The sequence below is a fragment of the Rhizobium quercicola genome, assembly GCF_021168455.1.
In the GTDB taxonomy this organism is placed as follows: Bacteria; Pseudomonadota; Alphaproteobacteria; order Rhizobiales; family Rhizobiaceae; genus Ferranicluibacter; species Ferranicluibacter quercicola.
This window is the reverse complement of the sequence record NZ_JAJOZR010000001.1, coordinates 746,492-765,059: the sequence shown is the minus strand read 5'-3', so window position 1 is coordinate 765,059 and position 18,568 is coordinate 746,492. Positions and strand designations below refer to the sequence as shown.

Below are 18,568 nucleotides of genomic sequence, written 5' to 3'. Positions count from 1 at the left end.
CTGGCAAAAGCCCACCCGGACGCGTCAGCCGTCGCGAATCACTTTCGCAGATCGCCGGCGCGCTGGCGACCGCTCCAGGCTTTGGGGACTAACGCGCCGCGCTGCGCTGGATCGGACAGTGGCGACTGTCTGCATGAGGACGCGTTACGGCGTACCTGTCGTCGGTCCGGGATTGTTCGGCGTCACCGGCGTCTGCACGGGTGCCGTGCCCGCCGTCCCTCCGGCCGGGTCGTTCTGCGACGGGCTCATCACCAGCCAGCCAATCGCGAACATGATGACGAGAAGGATGGCGATGCTCAGGGCTGTGCGGTTCAACGCCATGGACTCTCACTCTCTTTCAGCTTTTGCCGGGCGCCAGCATGCTCGCCTTCGGATCGATCCGGCCCGATTCATCCTCGACGCGCGTCGATGCCGCATAGACGAACAGGACGCAGAGAAGGGAGACGATAACGACCACGATGACGGATTGGTTTCCGGTGCGAACTTTCATGTCGCCTAAAGACGTCTGCGGGTTGTAAGTTCCGCTCAACCCTCGAGTTTGGCCGGGGCGGCAGCCTTCGTGCGTTAAGCATGTTGCGCATTTATCGCAGAACGGAGGACATCGGGCTCCTCGCAGATGCATCGCGGGTCGATTTCCGCATCCTTTTCGTGTAAGAGGAGATCAACCCACAGCAGTGATAGCGCGCCGCCCATGGCCATGACGTTTCTGACCAAGAACACGAAGACGAGTGTCGGCTTTACGGACGCCGACACCACGCTGGTGCTCGTCAAGGACGTGACAATCTCCACAACCGAAAGCGGTATCGTTGCGTCCGGGCTCGCGGCGGGCCGCGCCGTCGTGGTCGATGGAACGATCTCGGCCGGTGCGTCTGGTGTGACGTTCGGAGCGGCCAATGCCGGCGATCTCGACGGGTCCGTCGTCGTTTCCGAAACCGGATCGATCGTCGCGGGTGCGTCCGGCATATCGGCGACGGCCGTCGACATGGATATCGTCAATCGCGGTGGTGTTTCCGGCAAGCAGGCCGGCATCTCCGTGGTCGGCGCCCGGGCGAATGTCGCCAATGAGGGCACGGTCTCGTCCTCTCTCGGCAGCGCCGTCTCGGTGACGGGTGCGGCGGGCATGGTGGTCAACAATGGCCGGATGGCCGGACAGACGGATGCCGTGAAGCTTTCCGGCGACCGCATGGCCATGACGAACAACAAGGACGTCTCGTCGGCCACGGCCGCCGGCATCGTGATCGATGGTCTTGGCGCGACCGTGACCAACAATGGCTCGATCGGCGCCCGCGGCAACGGCATCGTTGCAAACGGCATCTCCGAGATCATCACCAATAACGGCACGGTCGGCAGCGGCGCCAGCGCCATCGTCGCCAAGGGCAAGGGCGCCATCGTCACGAACTCCGGCGCGCTGCAGGCGAGCGTCGACGGCATCGCGCTCTCCGGCGCCAACGGCACGGTGACGAACAGCAAGACGATCGCGGTCGGCGGCACGGCCATCAACGTCATGGCCGGTGGCGCGATCGTCAACAATCTGGGCACGATGAGCGGTGCGATCGGGATCGCGGTCGCCGGCGACGCGGCCCGAGGCGCCAATAGCGGGACCATTTCCGCCTCAAAGGGCGCGGCGGTGGATTTCACCAAGGCGGATCACGCCAGCCTCAACAATAGCGGCCTGCTGTCTTCGGCATCCGGCATTGCCGTCCAGGGCGGCGATGGCCAGCAGTCGCTGACGAACAGCGGCACGATCAAGGGCGACGTGCTGCTGGGCGGCGGCGACGACTATTTCGATGGTCGTGGCGGGACCGTCATGGGCAAGGTCGCGGGTGGCGCGGGCCACGACACGTATGTCATCGACAACGCCCGTACGTTGCTGGTCGAGGGCAAGAATGCCGGAAACGATCTCGTCATTTCCAGCGTCAGCTATACGCTCGCGGACAATTTCGAGTTTCTGACGCTGGGTGGCACGGCGGCGGCGAATGCGACCGGCAATGCGCTCGCCAACAAGATTCACGGCAATGGCGCCGACAACCGGATCGACGGCAAGGCCGGCAACGACATGCTCTGGGGGCATGGTGGCGCGGATATCCTGACGGGCGGTGCCGGCATCGACCAGTTCGTCTTTGCCACCGGCGACGGCCGCGACGTCATCACGGATTTCGTCGCCAGCGGCAAGGCCCACGATATCCTCGACCTGACCGGCGTGAAGGCGATCACCAGCTTCACCGATCTGATGGCAAACCATGCCCGGCAGGTCGGCAGCGACGTCCTGATCGATGCCACGGGCGGCGACAGCATCCTGCTCAAGGGCGTGAAGCTCGCCCATCTCGACAAGGGCGACTTCTTCTTCTGACGTCCGGGCGCGGTGCCGACCGTTCAGGCTGCGGCGCGCTGGAGCATGCCGAAAAGGTCGCGCGGATCGTCGGGGTCGGCGATGATGTCGATCTGCTGAAAGAAATCCGTCCCCGCCAGCGCCGCGCGCACATAGCGAAGAGCCGAAAAATCCTCCACCGCGAAGCCGACGCTGTCGAACAGCGTGATCTGCCGCGCGTCGCGCCGGCCGAGTTTCTCGCCGCGCACGACCTTCCAGAGCTCCGTGACCGGGTAATCCGGCGCCATCTGCTGGATCTCGCCCTCGATGCGGGTCTGCGGCGGGTATTCGACAAAAGTGTCGGCGCGCAGCAGGATATCGCGGTGCAGCTCCGTCTTTCCCGGGCAATCCCCGCCGATCGCGTTGATATGGACGCCGCTGCCGATCATGTTGTCGGTCAGGATCGTTGCATATTGCTTGTCCGCCGTGCAGGTGGTGATGATACCGGCGCCCTCGATCGCCTGTTCGGCGCTTTCGCAGGCCTGCAGGGCAAGGCCGCAGCCGGCGAGATTGCGGAGGGTCTTTTCGGTCGCGCGGCGGTCGATGTCGTAGAGCCGGATTTCCGTGATGCCGAGAACGGCCTTCATCGCCAAGGCCTGGAACTCGGCCTGCGCGCCGTTGCCGATCATGGCCATGACGCGCGTCCCTTCCGGCGCCAGATGGCGGGCCGCCATGGCGGATGTCGCGGCCGTGCGCAGCGCCGTCAGCAGCGTCATTTCCGTCAGCAGCACGGGATAGCCCGTCGCGACATCGGCCAGAAGCCCGAAGGCGGTTACCGTCTGGAGGCCGGCCGCCATGTTCTTCGGGTGGCCGTTCACATATTTGAAGCCGTAGATCTCGCCGTCCGAGGTCGGCATCAGCTCGATCACGCCGTCGCGCGAATGCGAGGCGATCCGGGACGTCTTGTCGAAGCTCTCCCAGCGCCGGAAGTCATCCTCGATCGTGTCCGTCAGCTCGGAGAGGACGCGCTCGATGCCCAGATGATGCACGAGCCGCATCATATTCTCGACGCTGACGAAGGGGATCAGGGCCTTTGCGGATGGCAGGGCGGACATGGGGAGGTTCCTCGTTGCAGAGGCGGATGGTAGCAATCGGACATGTTCACCGAAACGGCAGATGATTGCCATATCCCGTGCCGAATCGAGCAGATTGGCAGGCCGATTGCGCAAACTGCGGGATTAGCGCGAGAGGAGATATTGGCGCGGCGGGCTGCCCATCATGCGGCGGAACATGGTGGTGAAGGCGGCGATGTTCTCGTAGCCCGCATCGAGCGCGACGCTGGTGATCGAATGCCCGGCGGCAAGCCGCGGCAGCGACGCGAAAAGGCAGGCCTGCTGTCGCCATGTCACGAAGCTCACGCCGGTCTGCGCGCGAAAGAAGCGCGTGAAGCTGCGCCGGCTCATGGCGAGCGTCGCCGCCCAATCGTCGATGCTCGCAACCGCGCGCGGCGCCTCCAGAAAGGCCCGGCAGGCCGCGGCAAGCCGCGGATCGTTCGGAAACGGCAGGCCGAGCGGGACTTCGGGCAATTGCTGCATCTCGTCCAGCAGCAGATCCATGATCAGCTCCCGCCGCCGCGGATTGGGGAAGGGCGGCGCATCGCGCACCAGCTCGTCCATCAGGTTCGCGGCCAGCGTGGTGACATTGACCACTTTCGGCCGCTCGACCAGGGCCAGCTGCGTATCGACATAGACCGACAGCATTTCGACCGGGCTCATCGTCTCCGATGCGTGCTCCAGCCCGGCGGGAATGATGAGGCCGTGGCCGGGCGGGATCATCCAGCGACGATCGGTCGTGCCGACCACGACCACACCGCGCCGGGCGTGCCAGAGCTGCGTCTTGCGGTGCGAATGCAGGGGGCTGCGCATGCCGGCCTTGTAGGTCCGGCCGATCGCGTAGAGCGGCTCCTGCGCCGCATCGATCCGGTTCAGGCTCTTGCGATGTTCGTCGAGATCGACATCCCTGGTCGGAAAATCCACAATACGCATTTGGCCCACTCACGAAAGAAGTGGACCAGAGCGCAAAGGCAGGCCAGCGTCAAGGCCTGTAGGAGGAGCGAACGGCGCGTATCGTGCCGAAACGGAGGGGGAGGCCGATCATGGCGAGCGTAACCACACCAGGCGGGGTCCGGGCGGACACCATGGCCTTTTCGATCATCGCAGCGGCCAGCTTCTGCCACATGCTCAACGACATCATGCAGTCGCTGCTGACCTCGCTCTATCCCCTGATCAAGGCGAATTATGCGCTGGACTTCGTCCAGATCGGGCTTCTGACCTTCGCATTCCAGGTCACGGCATCGCTGCTGCAGCCGGTGGTGGGCGTGGTGACGGATCGCTGGCCGATGCCCTTCTCGCTGCCGGCGGCAATGCTCGCCACCTGCGCCGGGCTGTTCACACTGGCATTCGCGCACAGTTTCGAGGTGCTGGTCGTCGGCGCCTGCCTCATCGGCGTCGGTTCCGCCGTCTTCCATCCGGAAGCCTCGCGCGTCGCGCGGCTCGCCTCCGGCGGGCGGCACGGGCTTGCGCAATCCTTCTTCCAGGTCGGCGGCAATGCCGGAACGGCCATCGGGCCGCTGCTGGCGGCGTTCGTGGTCATTCCACGCGGACAGCAGACGCTTGGCTGGTTCTCGATCATCGCGATCGTCGGCTTCATCGTGCTGTCCTTCGTCAGCACATGGTATCTGCGCCACCGCCGTGCGACGGCGGGCCGGCCGATGCTCGATCGTGCCCTGCCGCTGCCGCGCAATCAGGTGCTGTGGACGCTGGCGGTCCTGACGGTGCTGACCGCCACGAAGAATGCCTATCTCGCGAGCCTCTCCAGCTACTTCACCTTCTTCGCGATCGAGAAGTTCGGCGTCGGCGTGCAGGATGCGCAGGTCATGCTGTTCCTGTTTCTGGGCGCGTCCGCGGCCGGCGTGTTCTTCGGCGGGCCGATCGGCGACCGCTTCGGTGCGCGGGTCGTCATCTGGTTCTCGATCCTCGGCGTCATCCCGTTCGCGCTGATGCTGCCCTATGCCAATCTGTTCTGGACCTCGGCGCTGGTCATCATCATCGGCTTCATCTTCTCCTCCGCGTTCTCCGCCATCGTGGTCTTCGCGCAGGAGCTGGTGCCGGGCCGGGTGGGGCTGATCGCCGGCATGTTCTTCGGCTTCGCCTTCGGGTTCGGCGGCATCGGCGCGGCCGTCCTCGGCCTCTTTGCCGACCGCTACGGCATCGAGTTCGTCTACCGCCTCTGCTCGTATCTGCCGCTGCTCGGCCTGCTCACGGTCCTGCTGCCGAAACTGCCCGGGCGCAAGCGCGCCTGAGCCAGCCGTCTGCGGCTCAGTCGCAGACGGCCTCGGCCTCGATCTCGACCGCGTAGTCGCCGATCAGATCGCCCGCCTCCACCATCGTGTTGGCGGGCAGGACGGTGCCGAACACGCGGCCGTGGGCGCGGGAGACCGGCTCCCACTGGCTGGCGTCACGCAGATAGACCCGTGTCCGCACGACATCCTCCATCGACCCGCCAAGCGCGGTGATCGACGCGGCGATCTTGTCGAGAATATAGGTGGCCTGCGCCCCCGCATCGCCCGGCGCGACACAGCGGTCGGCCGCATGCGTGGCCGTCGTGCCGGAGACGTGGATGCGGTCGCCCACCCGGACGGCGCGGCTGTAGCCGGCGATCGGCTCCCAGATGCTGCCGGAGGAGACGCGGCTGCGTCCCGGCCGGCCCGGCACCGGCTCGGCGGTATAGACCGAGGGAATGGCGCTCAGGTGGTGGCTGAGATCGCCGGATGCGGTGAGGAACGGCGGCTTGCGATATTCATCGCCGCAATCGCCGGGAATGGGCTGCGTCGCGGCGAAGGCCGCATCGAGATCCGCATGGTCCTGCGCGTCGAGCGAAAAACCGAAGACCTTCAGATTGTCGCCGCGATGCTCGTTTTCGCCGAGCCGGGCGCCGATGATGGTGGCGGCGACGGCCGGATGCTCCAGCACCCAGCGGCTGGCGACGTTCGACAGCGAGACCTGGTGGCGCCTGGCGATCCGCGATGCGGCTTCGAGGATGCCCTGAAACGCGGCCCAGCCGCCGGCCGTGTCGATGAAGCGCTTGTATTTCGAGCGGCTCCAGTCGGGGATTGCGTCCGGTTCCGGTTTGCCGCGCCATGTCTCCGACAGAAACCCGCCGCACAGCGTCCCGTAGGCGAGCAGCTTGACGCCGCGCCTGGCGCACAGGTCCGACAGCGCGCCGGCGGCGCGGCGATCGACCAGCGAAAACGACACCTGATTGGTCGCGATCTCGATGCCGTCGGACAGCGCCAGCCCCAGATGGCCTGCGTCGAAATTCGTCAGGCCCAGTGCGCCGATCAGGCCTTCGTCCTTCAGCCGCTGCATCTCGTGCAGCGCATCCAGCCAGGCCGGGTGCTCGAACGTCCACCAATGGAACTGCAGAAGGTCGATCCGCTCGACGCCGAGACGCGTCAGGCGCTCCTCGATGCCGCGCCGCACGATTTCCCGCGTCATCGGCCCCGGTTCCGGGCACCACTTCGTGAAGGCGACGGGGCGCGGCTCATGGCGGTACCGCGACAGGAGGCGGCCGGTGATCAGCTCGGCCGAGCCGTAGTGATCGGCCATGTCGAACGTGTCGAAGCCGTCACGGGCATAGGCCTGCAGGGCATCGGCGCCCTTGTCCGGGTCGATCGTGGTGCCATTCTTCTCGATATCGGCGACCTGCCAGAGGCCGCAGACAAGACGGCTGATCTCCAGCTCCGGGGTGAGGCGAATACGGTCAGGGCGCTCGGTCATCAGGACGTCTCCCGGGCCTGCGCCCGTGTTTTCCGCGGGGGCCGAGCGCGCTGCGCTCGCCCAGAATGCCGCGGGGCCGAAGAAGAAGGATGGCGCACAGGCCGACGCCGATCGCGACGATCTGCAGCGCGGCGGCGCGCGCCTGCTGTTCCGGCGGAACGAAGGCGGACACGGCTGCGGCCGAGAGAGCCCACAGGCCCCAGACGAGGATCGCCCCGAGAATGGCGCCGCGATTGTTGCCCGAGCCGCCGACGATCAGCATGGCCCAGACCTGAAAGGTCAGCACCGGCAGATAGTTGTCGGGCGCGATGAAGCCGATGAAATGGCCTTGGGCCGCGCCCGCGAGCCCCATGATGGCGCCGCCGATGGTGAAGGCCTGCAGCCGGAAGCGGATCGGCCGCTTGCCGAGCGCCTGCGCCGCCGTCTCGTCCTCGCGGATCGCCCGGAGCACGCGGCCCCAGGGGCTTCGCGCCAGATGCTCGAGGGCGAGATAGAGAACCGCCACGAGGCCCGCCATCAAGGCGAGATTGGCAAGGCCGAAGGCGAGCGCATTGCCCGCGAGCGGCGAGAAGGGGCGGGGAATGAAGCCGATGCCGAAGGCGCCGCCGGTCAGGCTCTGCAGATTGAGCACGCAGAGCTGCACGCAGACGGCCACGCCGAAGGTCGCGATGGCGAGATAATCGGATCGCAACCGGATGGTGAGCGCGCCGACGAGCCATGCGGCAAGGCCGGCCGCCGCCGCACCCCCCAGCCAGCCGATAAGGATCGGCAGGTCGAAGCCGCCGAACCGGTCCGGCGTGGGCGGCGTGGTCAGGAGCGCCGAGACATAGGCGCCGATGGCGACGAACGCGGCGATGCCGACATTGAAGAGGCCCGTCTGCCCCCATTGCAGGTTCAGCCCGAGGCACATGACGGCATAGGTCAGCGCCATCGTCAGGAAGAAGGCGGCGTAGGCGAGGAGATCGAGGCTCATGCCGACCTCCCGAACAGGCCGCGCGGGCGAATGAGGAGCACCGCGACCAGAATGACGAAGGAGACGGCCGCGCGCCATTCGGCGCCGACGAGCTGCACCGCTGCGGCTTCCGACAGGCCGACGATGAGGCCGGCGAGCATGGCGCCGGGCACGCTGCCGATGCCGCCGAGGATGGCGGCGGCAAACAGCGGCAGCAGCAGGTCGTGGCCGAGATAGGGCCGGATCTGCACGAGCAGGCCGGTCATGATGCCGGCAAGGCAGGCAAGGCCCGCGCCGAGCATCCAGACCACGCGAATGACGCGGCGCACATCGACACCGGCAATGCCGGCCAGGGCCGGATTCTCGCTGACGGCCCGCATGGAGCGACCGATATCCGTCCGCGTCATCAGAAGGTGCACGGCGAGCACGGCGAGAAGGCCGACGCCGAGCGACAGGAGCTGGTCCGGCGTTGCCCGCAGTCCCGCGCCCACGGGCATGGCGATCTGCAGCGCTTTGGTGAAGTAAGCGGGTTTCGAGGTGAACAGGAATTCAAGGAGACTGCGGAGGGCCAGCGATGCGCCGAAACTCGCCATAACGAGAATGATCACCGCACTTCCCCGCGCCCGAAGCCGGCCGAACAGAACGGCATCCACCGCGAGCGCCAGAAGGCCGGTCAGGAGAATGGCGACGACCGCGGCGAGCGGCAGCGACCAGCCGAAGGAGAACGGGCCGATCGGCCGGGTGAGCGATGCCGAGACGAAACCCAGCCCGCCACTCACGGCGAGCGCGAGGTAGGCGCCCCAGGACAGGAGTTCGCCATGGCCGAAATTGGCAAAGCGGAGAATGGAATAGGTCAGCGTCACGCCGATGGCGCCGAGGCCGATCATCGCGCCGGCGATGAGGCCGTCCATGAGAAATTGCGGGTTCATGGCGCTCCAGTCTCTCCTGCGTGGGATCCGCCGAGATAAAGGCGGGCGAGCAGGGGGTCGCCGAACAGCCCGTCCGCCGGGCCCTCGTGCCGGATCCGCCCCTCGACCAGAACGACCGCACGCCGCGCAATCGCGAGTGCCGCCTTCACATTCTGCTCCACGAGCACGATGGTGATGCCATCGGCATTGATGTCCTGCAGCATGGCGAAGACCTCCCCGACGATCTTCGGCGACAGGCCGGCCGAGGGCTCGTCGAGGATGAGGACGGAGGGATCGACGATCAGGGCGCGGGCGACGGCGAGCATCTGCCGCTGCCCGCCCGAAAGGGCGCCGGCCATCCGCGAGGGCTGGCGGGCAAGGTCGGGAAAGCGCCGGTAAAGCCCGTCGATCCGGCCGGCACGATCGCGCTTCGGCAGGATGGCGGCGGCGAGCTGCAGGTTCTCGTGGATGGACAGCGTCGCGAAGATATTTTCGGTCTGCGGCACGAAGGCGAGGCCGCGCGCGATCTTGCGATGCGCGGGAACGCTGGTGATATCCTGGCCTGCGAGCAACACCGCCCCGGCATGGATCGGCACCACGCCGGCGATCGCCTTGACCAGTGTCGATTTTCCTGCCCCGTTCGGGCCGAGCAGTACGACGAAATCGCCTTCGGGAATGACGAGGTCGACGCCCCGGACGATCGGCAGGTCCGGCTCGTAGCCGGCGACGAGCGCGTGAAGATCGAGCGCCGGACGGAGCGGCGACGCGGGGACGTCGCTCATGCCATGGCTCCGAGATAGGCTTCGATCACGGCGGGGTCGCGCGCGACCTCGGCCGGCGTGCCCTCGGCGAGCGGCTTGCCCAGCGCCATGGCGACGACCCGCGAGCAGAGGCGCGAGACCATGTCCATGTTGTGTTCGATCAGGAGGATGGAGGTGCCCTCGGCGTTCAGGTGCGTCACGCGCTCGATGATCGTTTCCAGCAGCGCCGGATTGACGCCGGCGGCGGGTTCGTCGAGCAGGATGGCGGTCGGATCCGCCATCAGGATGCGCGCCAGCTCCAGCAGCTTGCGCTGCCCGCCGGAGAGAACCCGTGCCGGCTGGTGCTCGAGATCGGACAGGGTGACAAAGGCCAGCAGGGCGCGCGCCTTCTCGATCGCTGCCTTTTCCTGCCGGCGAACATGGGCGAGGCGCAGGAAGTTGGCGAGCAGGCTCTCGCCATCCTGATGCTGCGCCCCCGCGAGCACATTCTCGAGCACGGTCATTTCGAGGAAGGGCTTGGGGATCTGGAACGTCCGACCGATGCCGAGCCCGATCCGTTGTTCGGGCCGGTCCTGCGACGCGTCGCGCCCGCCGATCCGGATCTCGCCCGAGGTCGGCTTCAGCGTTCCTGCAATGAGATTGAACAGTGTCGTCTTGCCGGCCCCGTTCGGCCCGATCAGCCCGACCATCTCGCCCCGGGCCAGCCGCAGCGACATCCCGTCGACCGCCGTCATGCCGTCGAACCGCTTGACGAGATCGCGCGCATCGATAACGGGGCTTTCGGTCGTCTGCGTCGTCGAGGCGATCTGGAATGGCAAGCGAACGGTTCCAAGGCTGCAATGAATTCAGTGGCTTACGCGTGGTAAACGGTTTCCGAACGGCCAGAAACGCTTTTCAGAATGCCGGGTTACCCCAACATGCTGATAACACTTAAAAAATTTTGCAGCTAGGTCGGCCCGCACGGGTGTGCCGGAACGTCGGTTTTACACTGACGGTGTTGCAGACTTTCGACAGTTCGAGCGGCATCCCCGCCCAAGGGCGGGAACGTCGCTACACGAGCCGGTGCAGCGGAATTATGCCGCGAACAGCAATTCCGCTTCGCTTCTGTTGAACATCCGATCGAGGTTCAGGAAGCAGATCATGCCGGTCGGCTGGACGATGATGCCGTCGGAGAAGGCCGTTGCGCCGGACGACGTGATGTCCGGAACGGGCTGGAGAAGGTCGGCCGGGACCATGAGGATATCCGAGACCTGATCCACGAGAAGGCCCATGACCATGCCGTGAACCTCCGTGACGACGATCGCGCTGCGCTCGGTCGGCTCGGCGCCATACATGCCGAGCTTGAGCGCGAGGTTGATCACCGGAATGACCGTGCCGCGAAGGTTCATGACGCCGAGAACGTCCGGCGGCGCCTGGGGAATGGGCGTCACGGGCGCCCATCCGCGAATTTCGCGGATGGTCACGGTGCGGACGCAGAACTCCTGATCGTGGAGCCGAAAGGCGATAATTTCCAGCATTGCCGAGTTTGCCGCATGGTGCATCAGAATTCCCTCCATCCGTCGTTGACTGCGGTGTTTCCGCCCGATGCTCCGGCGACCTTGCGGGGACGCGCGGCCGGCTGTGCAGGGGTATATCGGGGCGCGTTCGCGGCCTTCATGGTGGCAGCCGCCTGACGCAGTGCCGAGGATTGCGTGCCGGTGTCGCCGAGCACGAACTGCCCGATCAGGTGACGCAGATTGCTGCTTTCACTGGCAAGGGTCACGCCGGCGGCACTGGTTTCCTCCACCATCGCCGCGTTCTGCTGGGTTACCTGATCCATCTGGTTGACGGCGATGTTGACTTCGCTGAGGCCGACGGACTGCTCCCGGGCGGAGGTGGCGATGGAGTCCATGTGCTGGTTGATGGTGATGATGTAGCCCTCGATCGTCTGCAGGGCCACGCCGGTTTCGCTGACCAGCTGAACGCCGTTCTGGACCTCGACGGAGGAGTTGCGAATAAGCTCCTTGATTTCCTTGGCCGCCTTGGCGGAGCGCTGCGCCAGTTCGCGGACTTCCTGGGCAACGACCGCAAAGCCCTTGCCAGCATCGCCCGCACGCGCCGCCTCGACTCCGGCGTTGAGCGCCAGAAGGTTGGTCTGGAACGCGATCTCGTCGATGACGCCGATGATGTTCGTGACCTCGTTCGAGGAGGCCTCGATCTTGCCCATGGCTTCGACGGCCTGGGCGACCACCTTGCCCGACTGGCTGGCGCTCGCATTGGCCTGCACGGCGACCGCGCGCGCTTCATCGGCCCGCTTGGACGAGTTCGAGACGTTGGCCGTGATCTGGTCGAGGGCGGCGGCGGTCTCTTCGAGCGATGCGGCCTGCTGTTCCGTGCGCTTGGACAGGTCGTCGGCACCGCGGCTGATTTCCTGCGAGCCGCCGTCGATCGAACCCGCGGCCTGCGCCACGGAGCGAAGCGTCTGGCCGAGCTGGCTTACGGCATTGTTGAGATCGTGGCGCAGAGCCTCGAAATCGGGCGAGAACGGCTCGTTCAGCTGGAAGGTCAGGTCGCCGGCGGCCAGGCGCTTCAGGCCGCTCGCAAGGCCGGATGTCGCCTCGTTCAGACGCTGCTGGGCGGCTGCTTCGGCTTCCGCCGTCAGGCGAACGCGGTCGGCTTCGGCCTGCCGACGGGCGGCTTCCGCTTCCTGTTCCAGCTGGTGGTTGACGATGGCGGCCTGACGGAACACCTCGACGGCGCCGGACATCTCGCCGACTTCATCGGCACGCCCGCTGCCCGGGATCGTGATGTCGGTTCGTCCCGCGGCCAGATGGCGCATGGCATCGTTCATGCCGCGCACGGGACGAACGAGAGCGACGTTCAAAACGATCAGAGCGAGAAGGGAGACCAGCAGCATGGCGGCGCCGCCGGCGATATTGTTGAAGCGGCCGGATGCGGCTGCAGCTTCGGCCGCCTCGGCACGAACGCCCAGCAGGCCGGCCTCGACCTCGATCATTTCCGCAACCGTCGCGCGGATGCCATCCATCGCGGCCTTGCCGCTCCCGCTGATCTCGATGGCGCGCGCCTGATCGCGCGTCGCCGGGTTTGCCATGAAGGCGAGCTCCGGCTTGGAGACCTTCTCGTGCCAGGTTGCGACGAAGGCTTCCAGGGCATCCAGACGTTTCTGTTGCGCCGGATTGTCGGAGGTGAGGGTTCGAACGTTCTTGAGATCCGCTTCATAGGCGGCGACACCGGCCTTCTGCGGCGCGAGGAAGGCCTCGTCGGCCGATACGAGATAGCCGCGCATGCCGGTTTCCTGATCGACCATGCCGGCGGTGATGCCGTTCAGGGCGTTGATGACTTTATACGTATGGTCCGTCATCGCCGCCGTCTGCTCAAGCTTGGAGAGGGACGCATAGCTGGAGTAGCTGACTCCCATGCTGATCAGGATCAGCATGCCGAGGGTCGCGGCGATCTTTGTGAGAATGTGGAGGTTGTTGAGGAAGGACATCATGGGCTCGCTGATTTTTATGTCTTGCCGGAGACGGTTATTGAGACAGACGATTGAGCAACTTCGCGGGAGAACACCATCAGGCAGAGGGGAGGAATGGCCTGCTGTTCGCGCCGAATATTCTAAATGACGAAAACAGAATAAGAATGGGTAAAGAATACGATAGGGAAAACGGGGGGCCGGCTGTGCGCGCCGGTCGAGACCAGGCGCCCGACGCGAGAAAGCGTGCCGTCTGTGCCGGAGAGACGGCTGTCTTCCCTGTCACGATGTCGTGAGGCCGGTGTGAGCGGTGACCGCGCAGGGTCGATGGTCGCTTAGAGACGCGTGAGCGGGACCGGACGGATCTCGCGGCGCGCGTCTATCCTCGGGCAGGTCGGGACGCGCGATTCCCCGAATATCGCTTGTCTCTTCGGGATAACCGGAGTCCGTGTATCCCTGACAAGCTTCAGAACGCCGCCTTCAGCTGCGCACCGACGTTCCATTCCGGGTCGTCATACTGGCGGATGGTGGCGGCGACGGAGGTGTCGAGGCGCCAGACATCATCGAGACGAACGCCGATACGGCCGCCGGCGGAGGCGAAGGTCTGGTCGCGGGCGCGGCCGGAGACATCGCCGACCCAATCGACGGATGCACGGACGGCCTTGTCGTCGGCGAAGATGCGGCCGACGGCGCCGGACAGCGTGTAGTCCAGCCGGCCTTCGGTCTGGTGGCTCCAGGCGACCTCGGCGCTGACGATGTTCTCGCTCGACGTGCCGCCGTGGACGGTTGCCGCGAAGAGATTGCGATCCGTTGCCGTCTCGCTATAGCCGTCGAGGTCGAGCCAGGCCTTGGTAAAGCGTGCCGAAAGCACGATCTCGTTGGCCTGGTCGGGCGCAAAGACCGCGCCGATCCGTCCGTAGGAGCTGAGAAGCGAACCGTCCGCCGTGCCGCCGGCCGAAACGATGTTGTCGACGTTCAGATAGCTGCGCGAGAGGTTCGCCGTCACGTTCGGCGAGCCCCAGACGCCCGCTTCGCCGAAGGCGCGCCAAGTCGCCTGCGGCGTCGTGTAGCGCAGCGCGCCGGCAAGCAGCGCCAGCGTATCGACCGAGACATTGTCGTCGTCGGGATGGACGATCGCCGCACCGCCGAGGACGGTGATGCCGCTTCCGGCTTCCCAGCGGCCCTTGAAGCCGGCGGCAGCGCTCGATGTTCCGAAGAGGCTGATCGCGCTGCCGGCATCGAAGCGTTCGCCCTCGCCCAGAAGCCCCTGCGCCGTGCCGATGAGGTTTGCCGCAATGGCCTGTCGCTGGCGCGCCAGCTGGTCCGCCGAGGCCGTGACCGATGACAGCGTGGTGAATCCGAGGCGGGTGATATCGACCGTGTCGAGGAGCAGGCTGGCGTCGGGCATGTCGGGGTCGACCGGCGCCGTCGCCTCGACGACGACCGTCAGGCCGAGCGTGTCGGAGCCGGAAACGCCGACCTTGCCGCCCGTGGCGACATCGTCCTCAAGCGGTCCCGCGACCTCGTATTTCAAAACCTGCCGCCCGTCCTGCAGGGTGACGATCCGAGCCGTCTGTCCGTCTTGCGTCGTGACGAAGCCGCGATAGTCGACGCCGTAGACGCTGAAGCCGTCGGGTCGGGTCACGGGGATGGCCAGCTGGCAGGTGCTCGTTGCGCGCGCTGTGCCGGCACCGCCGCCGGCGCTTGCCGAAAAGTCGTCGAAGAGCACGCTGGTCGCGTTGCCGTCCGGCGAGGTGACGCTGGAGACCGTCCCGTCCGCACATCCGTCGGCGGCGTCGGCCCGGCCGGGCGCCGTTGCCGCGATGCTCAGGAGACAGAGGGCGAACGATGTGCTGTGGCGCATGGACGGTTCTCACGGGCAGGGAGGCAGGCGATCAACGGGCGGTCGTCAGCGCGGGCGGCAGTCTCCTGCCACCCGCGCCGGTTTCTGTTAGCGGCAGGTCTTCCACTGCAGCTGATAGACGATCGCGGCCTTCACGTCCTGCGTGTCGACGGTCGCCATGGCCTCCTGGCCGCGCGTCGTGTTCACGCGGATGCTGGAGTTGGTCCGCAGGTTGACGTCTTCGCCGCAGGCCGACCAGATCATCGAGTCCGCAACGATCTTGTTGGAGATCAGGTAGTCCTGTTCGCTGGGGCCGGAGAAGGTCTTGACGAAGGTCGGTCCGCGCGTTCCCGCGAAGAAGTATTCGACGTTGAACTGCGAGCGCGCGCCGCGCGGCAGCTGGTTGAAGCCGCGATAGTCGACCGCCAGAACCGAAACGCTGCGGCCCTGGGGCACGTGCACCGGAATGGCCACGTTGCAGGTCTTGCGGTCCATGTTCTTGCCGGTGTCGCCGCCGGCCTGCACGATATAGTTGTCAAACAGCAGGCTGAGCGCCTTGCCGTCCGGGCTGATCGTGGCGGAGACGCTGTCCGACGGGCAGCCGCTACCGCCATAGCCGGGAACGCCGAGGGAAATGTCGTCGGCATAGGCCGCGGACGAGATGAACAGCGACGCCAGCAGGAGACCAAATCTCTTCATTGAACTTCCTCGTTTAGATGTGAGCATCAAGCCCTGGCAGGAAAATAGATGTGCCAATATGAACCGCTGCTGACCAATCCGTTCGGCTGCAATTCACATCGGAAGGTGTTAGAACTAGAACGGCGTGATTAAGGGAGTTTTAATCAAACGCGTTCGAAATCGCGCCATTTAGTGGCAGCATCATGTCCGTCGGCGCGCACCGTGCCGAAACTGCCTGCTTACGAGGACAAAGGCCCGATGCGGACGGGAGTGGGAGACCTGCGGTGAAAACACGAACGTTCCGGGCAAGCACGACCATCCTCCTGGCTGTCGGCGCCCTGCTGTGCGGCTGCGCGACGCCGCAGCCGGCAGCGACGGTCCCGGCCGGCCAAACCCGGTCCGCGCAGGCTCTGGAGGATCACCAGCGAAGGCAGGCGATCCGCGCCCGGGAGGGCGGTTACGAACGTCTCTACCGGCCCAGGGTCTGCCGTTCGATTGTCGGTCCCTGCGCGCGCTGACGCAGGACATTGTCCGACATGAATCCGTGACGGCTGAGGGCGTTTAACGCAGGTCGTCGATCGCCTTCAGCACGTCTTGCGGAATGTCGATGCCCTGTTCGGCCGCCTGACGGCGGAGACCGAGGCCGCGGCGGCCGGGCAGGCGGACGCCGTCCTCGCGGCCCATCTCCTGCGCCAGTTGCGCGATCCGGCCGGAGGTGCCGCCGCCGGTCGCGCCGTCGGGATCGATGGCGATGATCATGTGGCCGAGCGCGGGCGGCGGGCCTTTCTCATCGAAGAGCGAGCTTGCCTGGTAGGAGAAGGTGGCGCCGGTCAGGCCGGCGGCGAGCACTTCGACCATCAGCGCGAGGGCGGCGCCCTTCGCGTCGCCGGCGGGCGCCATCGTGCCCTTCATGGCTGCGTCGGCATCGGTCGTCGGCCGGCCCTCGACATCGAACGCCCAGTCGGCCGGGATATCGACATTCTTCTGCGCCGCCGCCATCACCTTGCCGCGCGCGACCTTGGACAGCGCGAGGTCGATGACGAGAGGATCGCCGCCAGCCACCGGTACGGCAAAGGCAATCGGATTGGTGCCGTACAGCGGCTTGCGCCCGCCCCAGGGCGCCATCGCGGCCGGCGCATTGGCAAACATCATCGCGACGAGGCCCTGTTCCGCGAAGCGCTCGACCGTCAGTGCCATGACGCCGGCATGATGCGAGCGGTGGATGGCGGCCAGCGCGATGCCCTGCGTGCGAACAATCTCCGGCAGCCGTTCCACGGTGAGATCGAGCGCGGGATAGGCGAACCCATGGCGGGCGTCGATCGCCAGGACGCCGGGCTTTGCCAGCGTCGCCACGGGTTTCGCGCGTCCATCGACCTTGCCGGTCCGCACCTGCTTGACATAGGCCGGAACCCGCCGCAGGCCGTGACCGGATTGCCCGGCGGCTTCCGCCTGCACCAGCGCATGGGCAACGGACGCGGCGACGGCGGCATCGACCCCGTTGTCCGCAAAGGTCGAGGCGACGAGGTGTTCGGCATCCGCCAGAGAAAGGATCATCGGCTCATCCTGTTTCGATGCGCCGAGGGTTAGCAAGTGCGGCGCGCGGGCGCCAGCACCCTGCCGAGATTTCCGGCGATCAGCGTCTCACGTCGGCGCCACCGAAGACCACCTGGTTGCGCACTGCCGGCTGGAAGAGCTGGTAGAGGAACGGCGCTCCGCCGCTGACCTCCTCCAGCGCGGCCAGATGGTCGGGCGCGATCGCGAGGTCAAGCGCACCGACATTGTCGCGCACCTGCTCCGCACGGCTGACGCCCATCAGCGTGGAGGCGACGCCGGGGCGGCCGACCACCCAGGCAAGGGCGATGCGGGCCGGGGTCTCGCCGGCCTCGTGTGCAACGCGTTTCAGGACATCGACGATCGCCCAGTTGCGCTCCGTGAAGAGCGTGTCGCCGAACGGGTTGTTGCCGTCGAGGCGCTTGTCCTCGTCCGGCCGTGCCGCCTCGGTGGACCCGCCCTCGTTCGGCACGCCACCCGTTCGCGCCGGTGCGGCCTCCACCGTCGCGCGATCGTATTTTCCGGTCAGAAGCCCATAGGCAAGCGGGCTCCACGGCACGAGGCCCATGCCGAAGGCCTGCGCGAGCGGAACATGCTCGGCCTCGACGCCGCGTTCGACAAGCGCGTAGAAATATTGAAGGCCGATGGGTGCCGGCAGACCGCGGGCGGATGCGAGCGTCGCGAGTTCCGCAGCATACCAGGCCGGCGTGTTGGACAGTCCCCAATAGCGGATCTTTCCGGATTGGACGAGCGCGGCCATCGTCTGCAGCAGCTCCGCCGCGGGCGTGATGCCGTCCCAGATGTGGATCCAGTAGAGGTCGATGACATCCGTCTGCAGGCGCCGCAGCGACGCCTCCACGGACGTCCGGATATGGCGCGACCCGTTGCCGCCGCCATGAACGCCGCGGCCGTTGGAAAAGCCCGACTTCGTCGCGATCACCATGCGGTCGCGAAGGCCATGATCCCGCACGAAGGCGCCGACCATCTCTTCCGAACGCCCGCCGGAATAGACGTCCGCTGTATCGATGAAATTGCCGCCGAGGTCGACATAGCGGTCGAACACGGCGCGGCTTCCCGCCTCGCCGGAGCCCCAGCGGGGCGTGCCGAAGGTCATGGTGCCGAGCGCCAGCGGGCTGACGAGAAGGCCCGAGCGGCCGAGCGGACGATAGGTTTCAAGATTCATGATGCGGCGTTCCTGTTGGATCATGCTTCGTCATATGGACGGCGACGGCAGGGCGGACTAGACCTCTGTTTCGGCAC

Annotated in this window: 17 protein-coding genes; 2 read left to right on the top strand and 15 right to left on the bottom strand. The window is 66.3% G+C overall.

What is annotated here, in order from left to right; translation table 11 throughout:
- Nucleotides 1–144: 144 nt before the first annotated feature.
- Nucleotides 145–321 carry a hypothetical protein gene (locus LRX75_RS03335; RefSeq protein WP_162743051.1) on the bottom strand — a complete coding sequence of 59 codons (177 nt, stop codon included), beginning with the start codon at nucleotides 319–321 and terminating at the stop codon, nucleotides 145–147.
- 16 nt (nucleotides 322–337) lie between these two features.
- On the bottom strand, nucleotides 338–490 hold the full coding sequence (locus LRX75_RS03330; protein WP_231811854.1) for a hypothetical protein: 153 nt from the start codon (nucleotides 488–490) through the stop codon (nucleotides 338–340).
- 201 nt (nucleotides 491–691) lie between these two features.
- Here LRX75_RS03330 and LRX75_RS03325 point away from each other — a divergent pair, with 201 nt between their 5' ends.
- A complete protein-coding gene (locus LRX75_RS03325) occupies nucleotides 692–2,350 on the top strand; it encodes a calcium-binding protein (protein WP_231811852.1) in 1,659 nt (552 codons plus the stop codon).
- Between the two features lie 23 nt (nucleotides 2,351–2,373).
- Here the strand turns inward: LRX75_RS03325 and LRX75_RS03320 are convergent, their stop codons facing one another.
- Both LRX75_RS03320 and LRX75_RS03315 read right to left on the bottom strand, forming a co-directional pair.
- Nucleotides 2,374–3,423: an ornithine cyclodeaminase gene (locus LRX75_RS03320; protein WP_231811850.1), complete on the bottom strand. Its 1,050-nt coding sequence runs from the start codon at nucleotides 3,421–3,423 to the stop codon at nucleotides 2,374–2,376.
- Nucleotides 3,424–3,546: 123 nt separating this feature from the next.
- Nucleotides 3,547–4,353, bottom strand: coding sequence for an AraC family transcriptional regulator (locus tag LRX75_RS03315; protein WP_231811848.1), 807 nt, complete (start codon nucleotides 4,351–4,353; stop codon nucleotides 3,547–3,549).
- 110 nt (nucleotides 4,354–4,463) lie between these two features.
- Here LRX75_RS03315 and LRX75_RS03310 point away from each other — a divergent pair, with 110 nt between their 5' ends.
- A complete protein-coding gene (locus LRX75_RS03310; RefSeq protein ID WP_113151411.1) occupies nucleotides 4,464–5,669 on the top strand; it encodes an MFS transporter in 1,206 nt (401 codons plus the stop codon).
- A gap of 16 nt (nucleotides 5,670–5,685) precedes the next feature.
- On the opposite strand, the gene LRX75_RS03305 is transcribed toward LRX75_RS03310, so the two are convergent.
- The 11 genes from LRX75_RS03305 to LRX75_RS03255 form a co-directional block, all read right to left on the bottom strand.
- Nucleotides 5,686–7,146 (bottom strand): aldo/keto reductase, encoded by a 1,461-nt coding sequence (locus LRX75_RS03305; protein ID WP_231811846.1) that lies wholly within the window; start codon nucleotides 7,144–7,146, stop codon nucleotides 5,686–5,688.
- Entirely contained in the window at nucleotides 7,130–8,119 is a 990-nt protein-coding gene (locus LRX75_RS03300; protein ID WP_231811844.1) for a branched-chain amino acid ABC transporter permease, read from the bottom strand. Before LRX75_RS03300 ends, LRX75_RS03305 begins: the two co-directional genes overlap by 17 nt.
- Nucleotides 8,116–9,027 carry a branched-chain amino acid ABC transporter permease gene (locus LRX75_RS03295; protein ID WP_231811842.1) on the bottom strand — a complete coding sequence of 304 codons (912 nt, stop codon included), beginning with the start codon at nucleotides 9,025–9,027 and terminating at the stop codon, nucleotides 8,116–8,118. Before LRX75_RS03295 ends, LRX75_RS03300 begins: the two co-directional genes overlap by 4 nt.
- Nucleotides 9,024–9,788, bottom strand: coding sequence for an ABC transporter ATP-binding protein (locus LRX75_RS03290; RefSeq protein ID WP_231811840.1), 765 nt, complete (start codon nucleotides 9,786–9,788; stop codon nucleotides 9,024–9,026). Before LRX75_RS03290 ends, LRX75_RS03295 begins: the two co-directional genes overlap by 4 nt.
- Nucleotides 9,785–10,585: an ABC transporter ATP-binding protein gene (locus LRX75_RS03285; protein WP_420851133.1), complete on the bottom strand. Its 801-nt coding sequence runs from the start codon at nucleotides 10,583–10,585 to the stop codon at nucleotides 9,785–9,787. Before LRX75_RS03285 ends, LRX75_RS03290 begins: the two co-directional genes overlap by 4 nt.
- 255 nt (nucleotides 10,586–10,840) lie before the next feature.
- On the bottom strand, nucleotides 10,841–11,308 hold the full coding sequence (locus tag LRX75_RS03280) for a chemotaxis protein CheW (RefSeq protein ID WP_231811838.1): 468 nt from the start codon (nucleotides 11,306–11,308) through the stop codon (nucleotides 10,841–10,843).
- Entirely contained in the window at nucleotides 11,308–13,260 is a 1,953-nt protein-coding gene (locus LRX75_RS03275; protein ID WP_231811836.1) for a methyl-accepting chemotaxis protein, read from the bottom strand. Before LRX75_RS03275 ends, LRX75_RS03280 begins: the two co-directional genes overlap by 1 nt.
- Before the next feature lie 442 nt (nucleotides 13,261–13,702).
- Complete coding sequence (locus LRX75_RS03270) at nucleotides 13,703–15,100, bottom strand: DUF4360 domain-containing protein (RefSeq protein WP_231811834.1); 1,398 nt, start codon at nucleotides 15,098–15,100, stop codon at nucleotides 13,703–13,705.
- Nucleotides 15,101–15,187: 87 nt separating this feature from the next.
- Nucleotides 15,188–15,778, bottom strand: coding sequence for a DUF4360 domain-containing protein (locus LRX75_RS03265; protein ID WP_110729340.1), 591 nt, complete (start codon nucleotides 15,776–15,778; stop codon nucleotides 15,188–15,190).
- Between the two features lie 540 nt (nucleotides 15,779–16,318).
- Entirely contained in the window at nucleotides 16,319–17,311 is a 993-nt protein-coding gene (locus LRX75_RS03260) for an Ldh family oxidoreductase (RefSeq protein ID WP_231811832.1), read from the bottom strand.
- 79 nt (nucleotides 17,312–17,390) lie between these two features.
- Entirely contained in the window at nucleotides 17,391–18,491 is a 1,101-nt protein-coding gene (locus LRX75_RS03255; RefSeq protein ID WP_231811830.1) for an aldo/keto reductase, read from the bottom strand.
- Nucleotides 18,492–18,568 lie beyond the last annotated feature (77 nt).

Bases quoted from the DNA above. Each gene is read 5' to 3' on its own strand.
- LRX75_RS03335 (WP_162743051.1), bottom strand. From the start codon at position 321: ATGGCGTTGAACCGCACAGCCCTGAGCATCGCCATCCTTCTCGTCATC.
- LRX75_RS03330 (WP_231811854.1), bottom strand. From the start codon at position 490: ATGAAAGTTCGCACCGGAAACCAATCCGTCATCGTGGTCGTTATCGTC.
- LRX75_RS03325 (WP_231811852.1), top strand. From the start codon at position 692: ATGGCCATGACGTTTCTGACCAAGAACACGAAGACGAGTGTCGGCTTT.
- LRX75_RS03320 (WP_231811850.1), bottom strand. From the start codon at position 3,423: ATGTCCGCCCTGCCATCCGCAAAGGCCCTGATCCCCTTCGTCAGCGTC.
- LRX75_RS03315 (WP_231811848.1), bottom strand. From the start codon at position 4,353: ATGCGTATTGTGGATTTTCCGACCAGGGATGTCGATCTCGACGAACAT.
- LRX75_RS03310 (WP_113151411.1), top strand. From the start codon at position 4,464: ATGGCGAGCGTAACCACACCAGGCGGGGTCCGGGCGGACACCATGGCC.
- LRX75_RS03305 (WP_231811846.1), bottom strand. From the start codon at position 7,146: ATGACCGAGCGCCCTGACCGTATTCGCCTCACCCCGGAGCTGGAGATC.
- LRX75_RS03300 (WP_231811844.1), bottom strand. From the start codon at position 8,119: ATGAGCCTCGATCTCCTCGCCTACGCCGCCTTCTTCCTGACGATGGCG.
- LRX75_RS03295 (WP_231811842.1), bottom strand. From the start codon at position 9,027: ATGAACCCGCAATTTCTCATGGACGGCCTCATCGCCGGCGCGATGATC.
- LRX75_RS03290 (WP_231811840.1), bottom strand. From the start codon at position 9,788: ATGAGCGACGTCCCCGCGTCGCCGCTCCGTCCGGCGCTCGATCTTCAC.
- LRX75_RS03280 (WP_231811838.1), bottom strand. From the start codon at position 11,308: ATGCACCATGCGGCAAACTCGGCAATGCTGGAAATTATCGCCTTTCGG.
- LRX75_RS03275 (WP_231811836.1), bottom strand. From the start codon at position 13,260: ATGATGTCCTTCCTCAACAACCTCCACATTCTCACAAAGATCGCCGCG.
- LRX75_RS03270 (WP_231811834.1), bottom strand. From the start codon at position 15,100: ATGCGCCACAGCACATCGTTCGCCCTCTGTCTCCTGAGCATCGCGGCA.
- LRX75_RS03265 (WP_110729340.1), bottom strand. From the start codon at position 15,778: ATGAAGAGATTTGGTCTCCTGCTGGCGTCGCTGTTCATCTCGTCCGCG.
- LRX75_RS03260 (WP_231811832.1), bottom strand. From the start codon at position 17,311: ATGATCCTTTCTCTGGCGGATGCCGAACACCTCGTCGCCTCGACCTTT.
- LRX75_RS03255 (WP_231811830.1), bottom strand. From the start codon at position 18,491: ATGAATCTTGAAACCTATCGTCCGCTCGGCCGCTCGGGCCTTCTCGTC.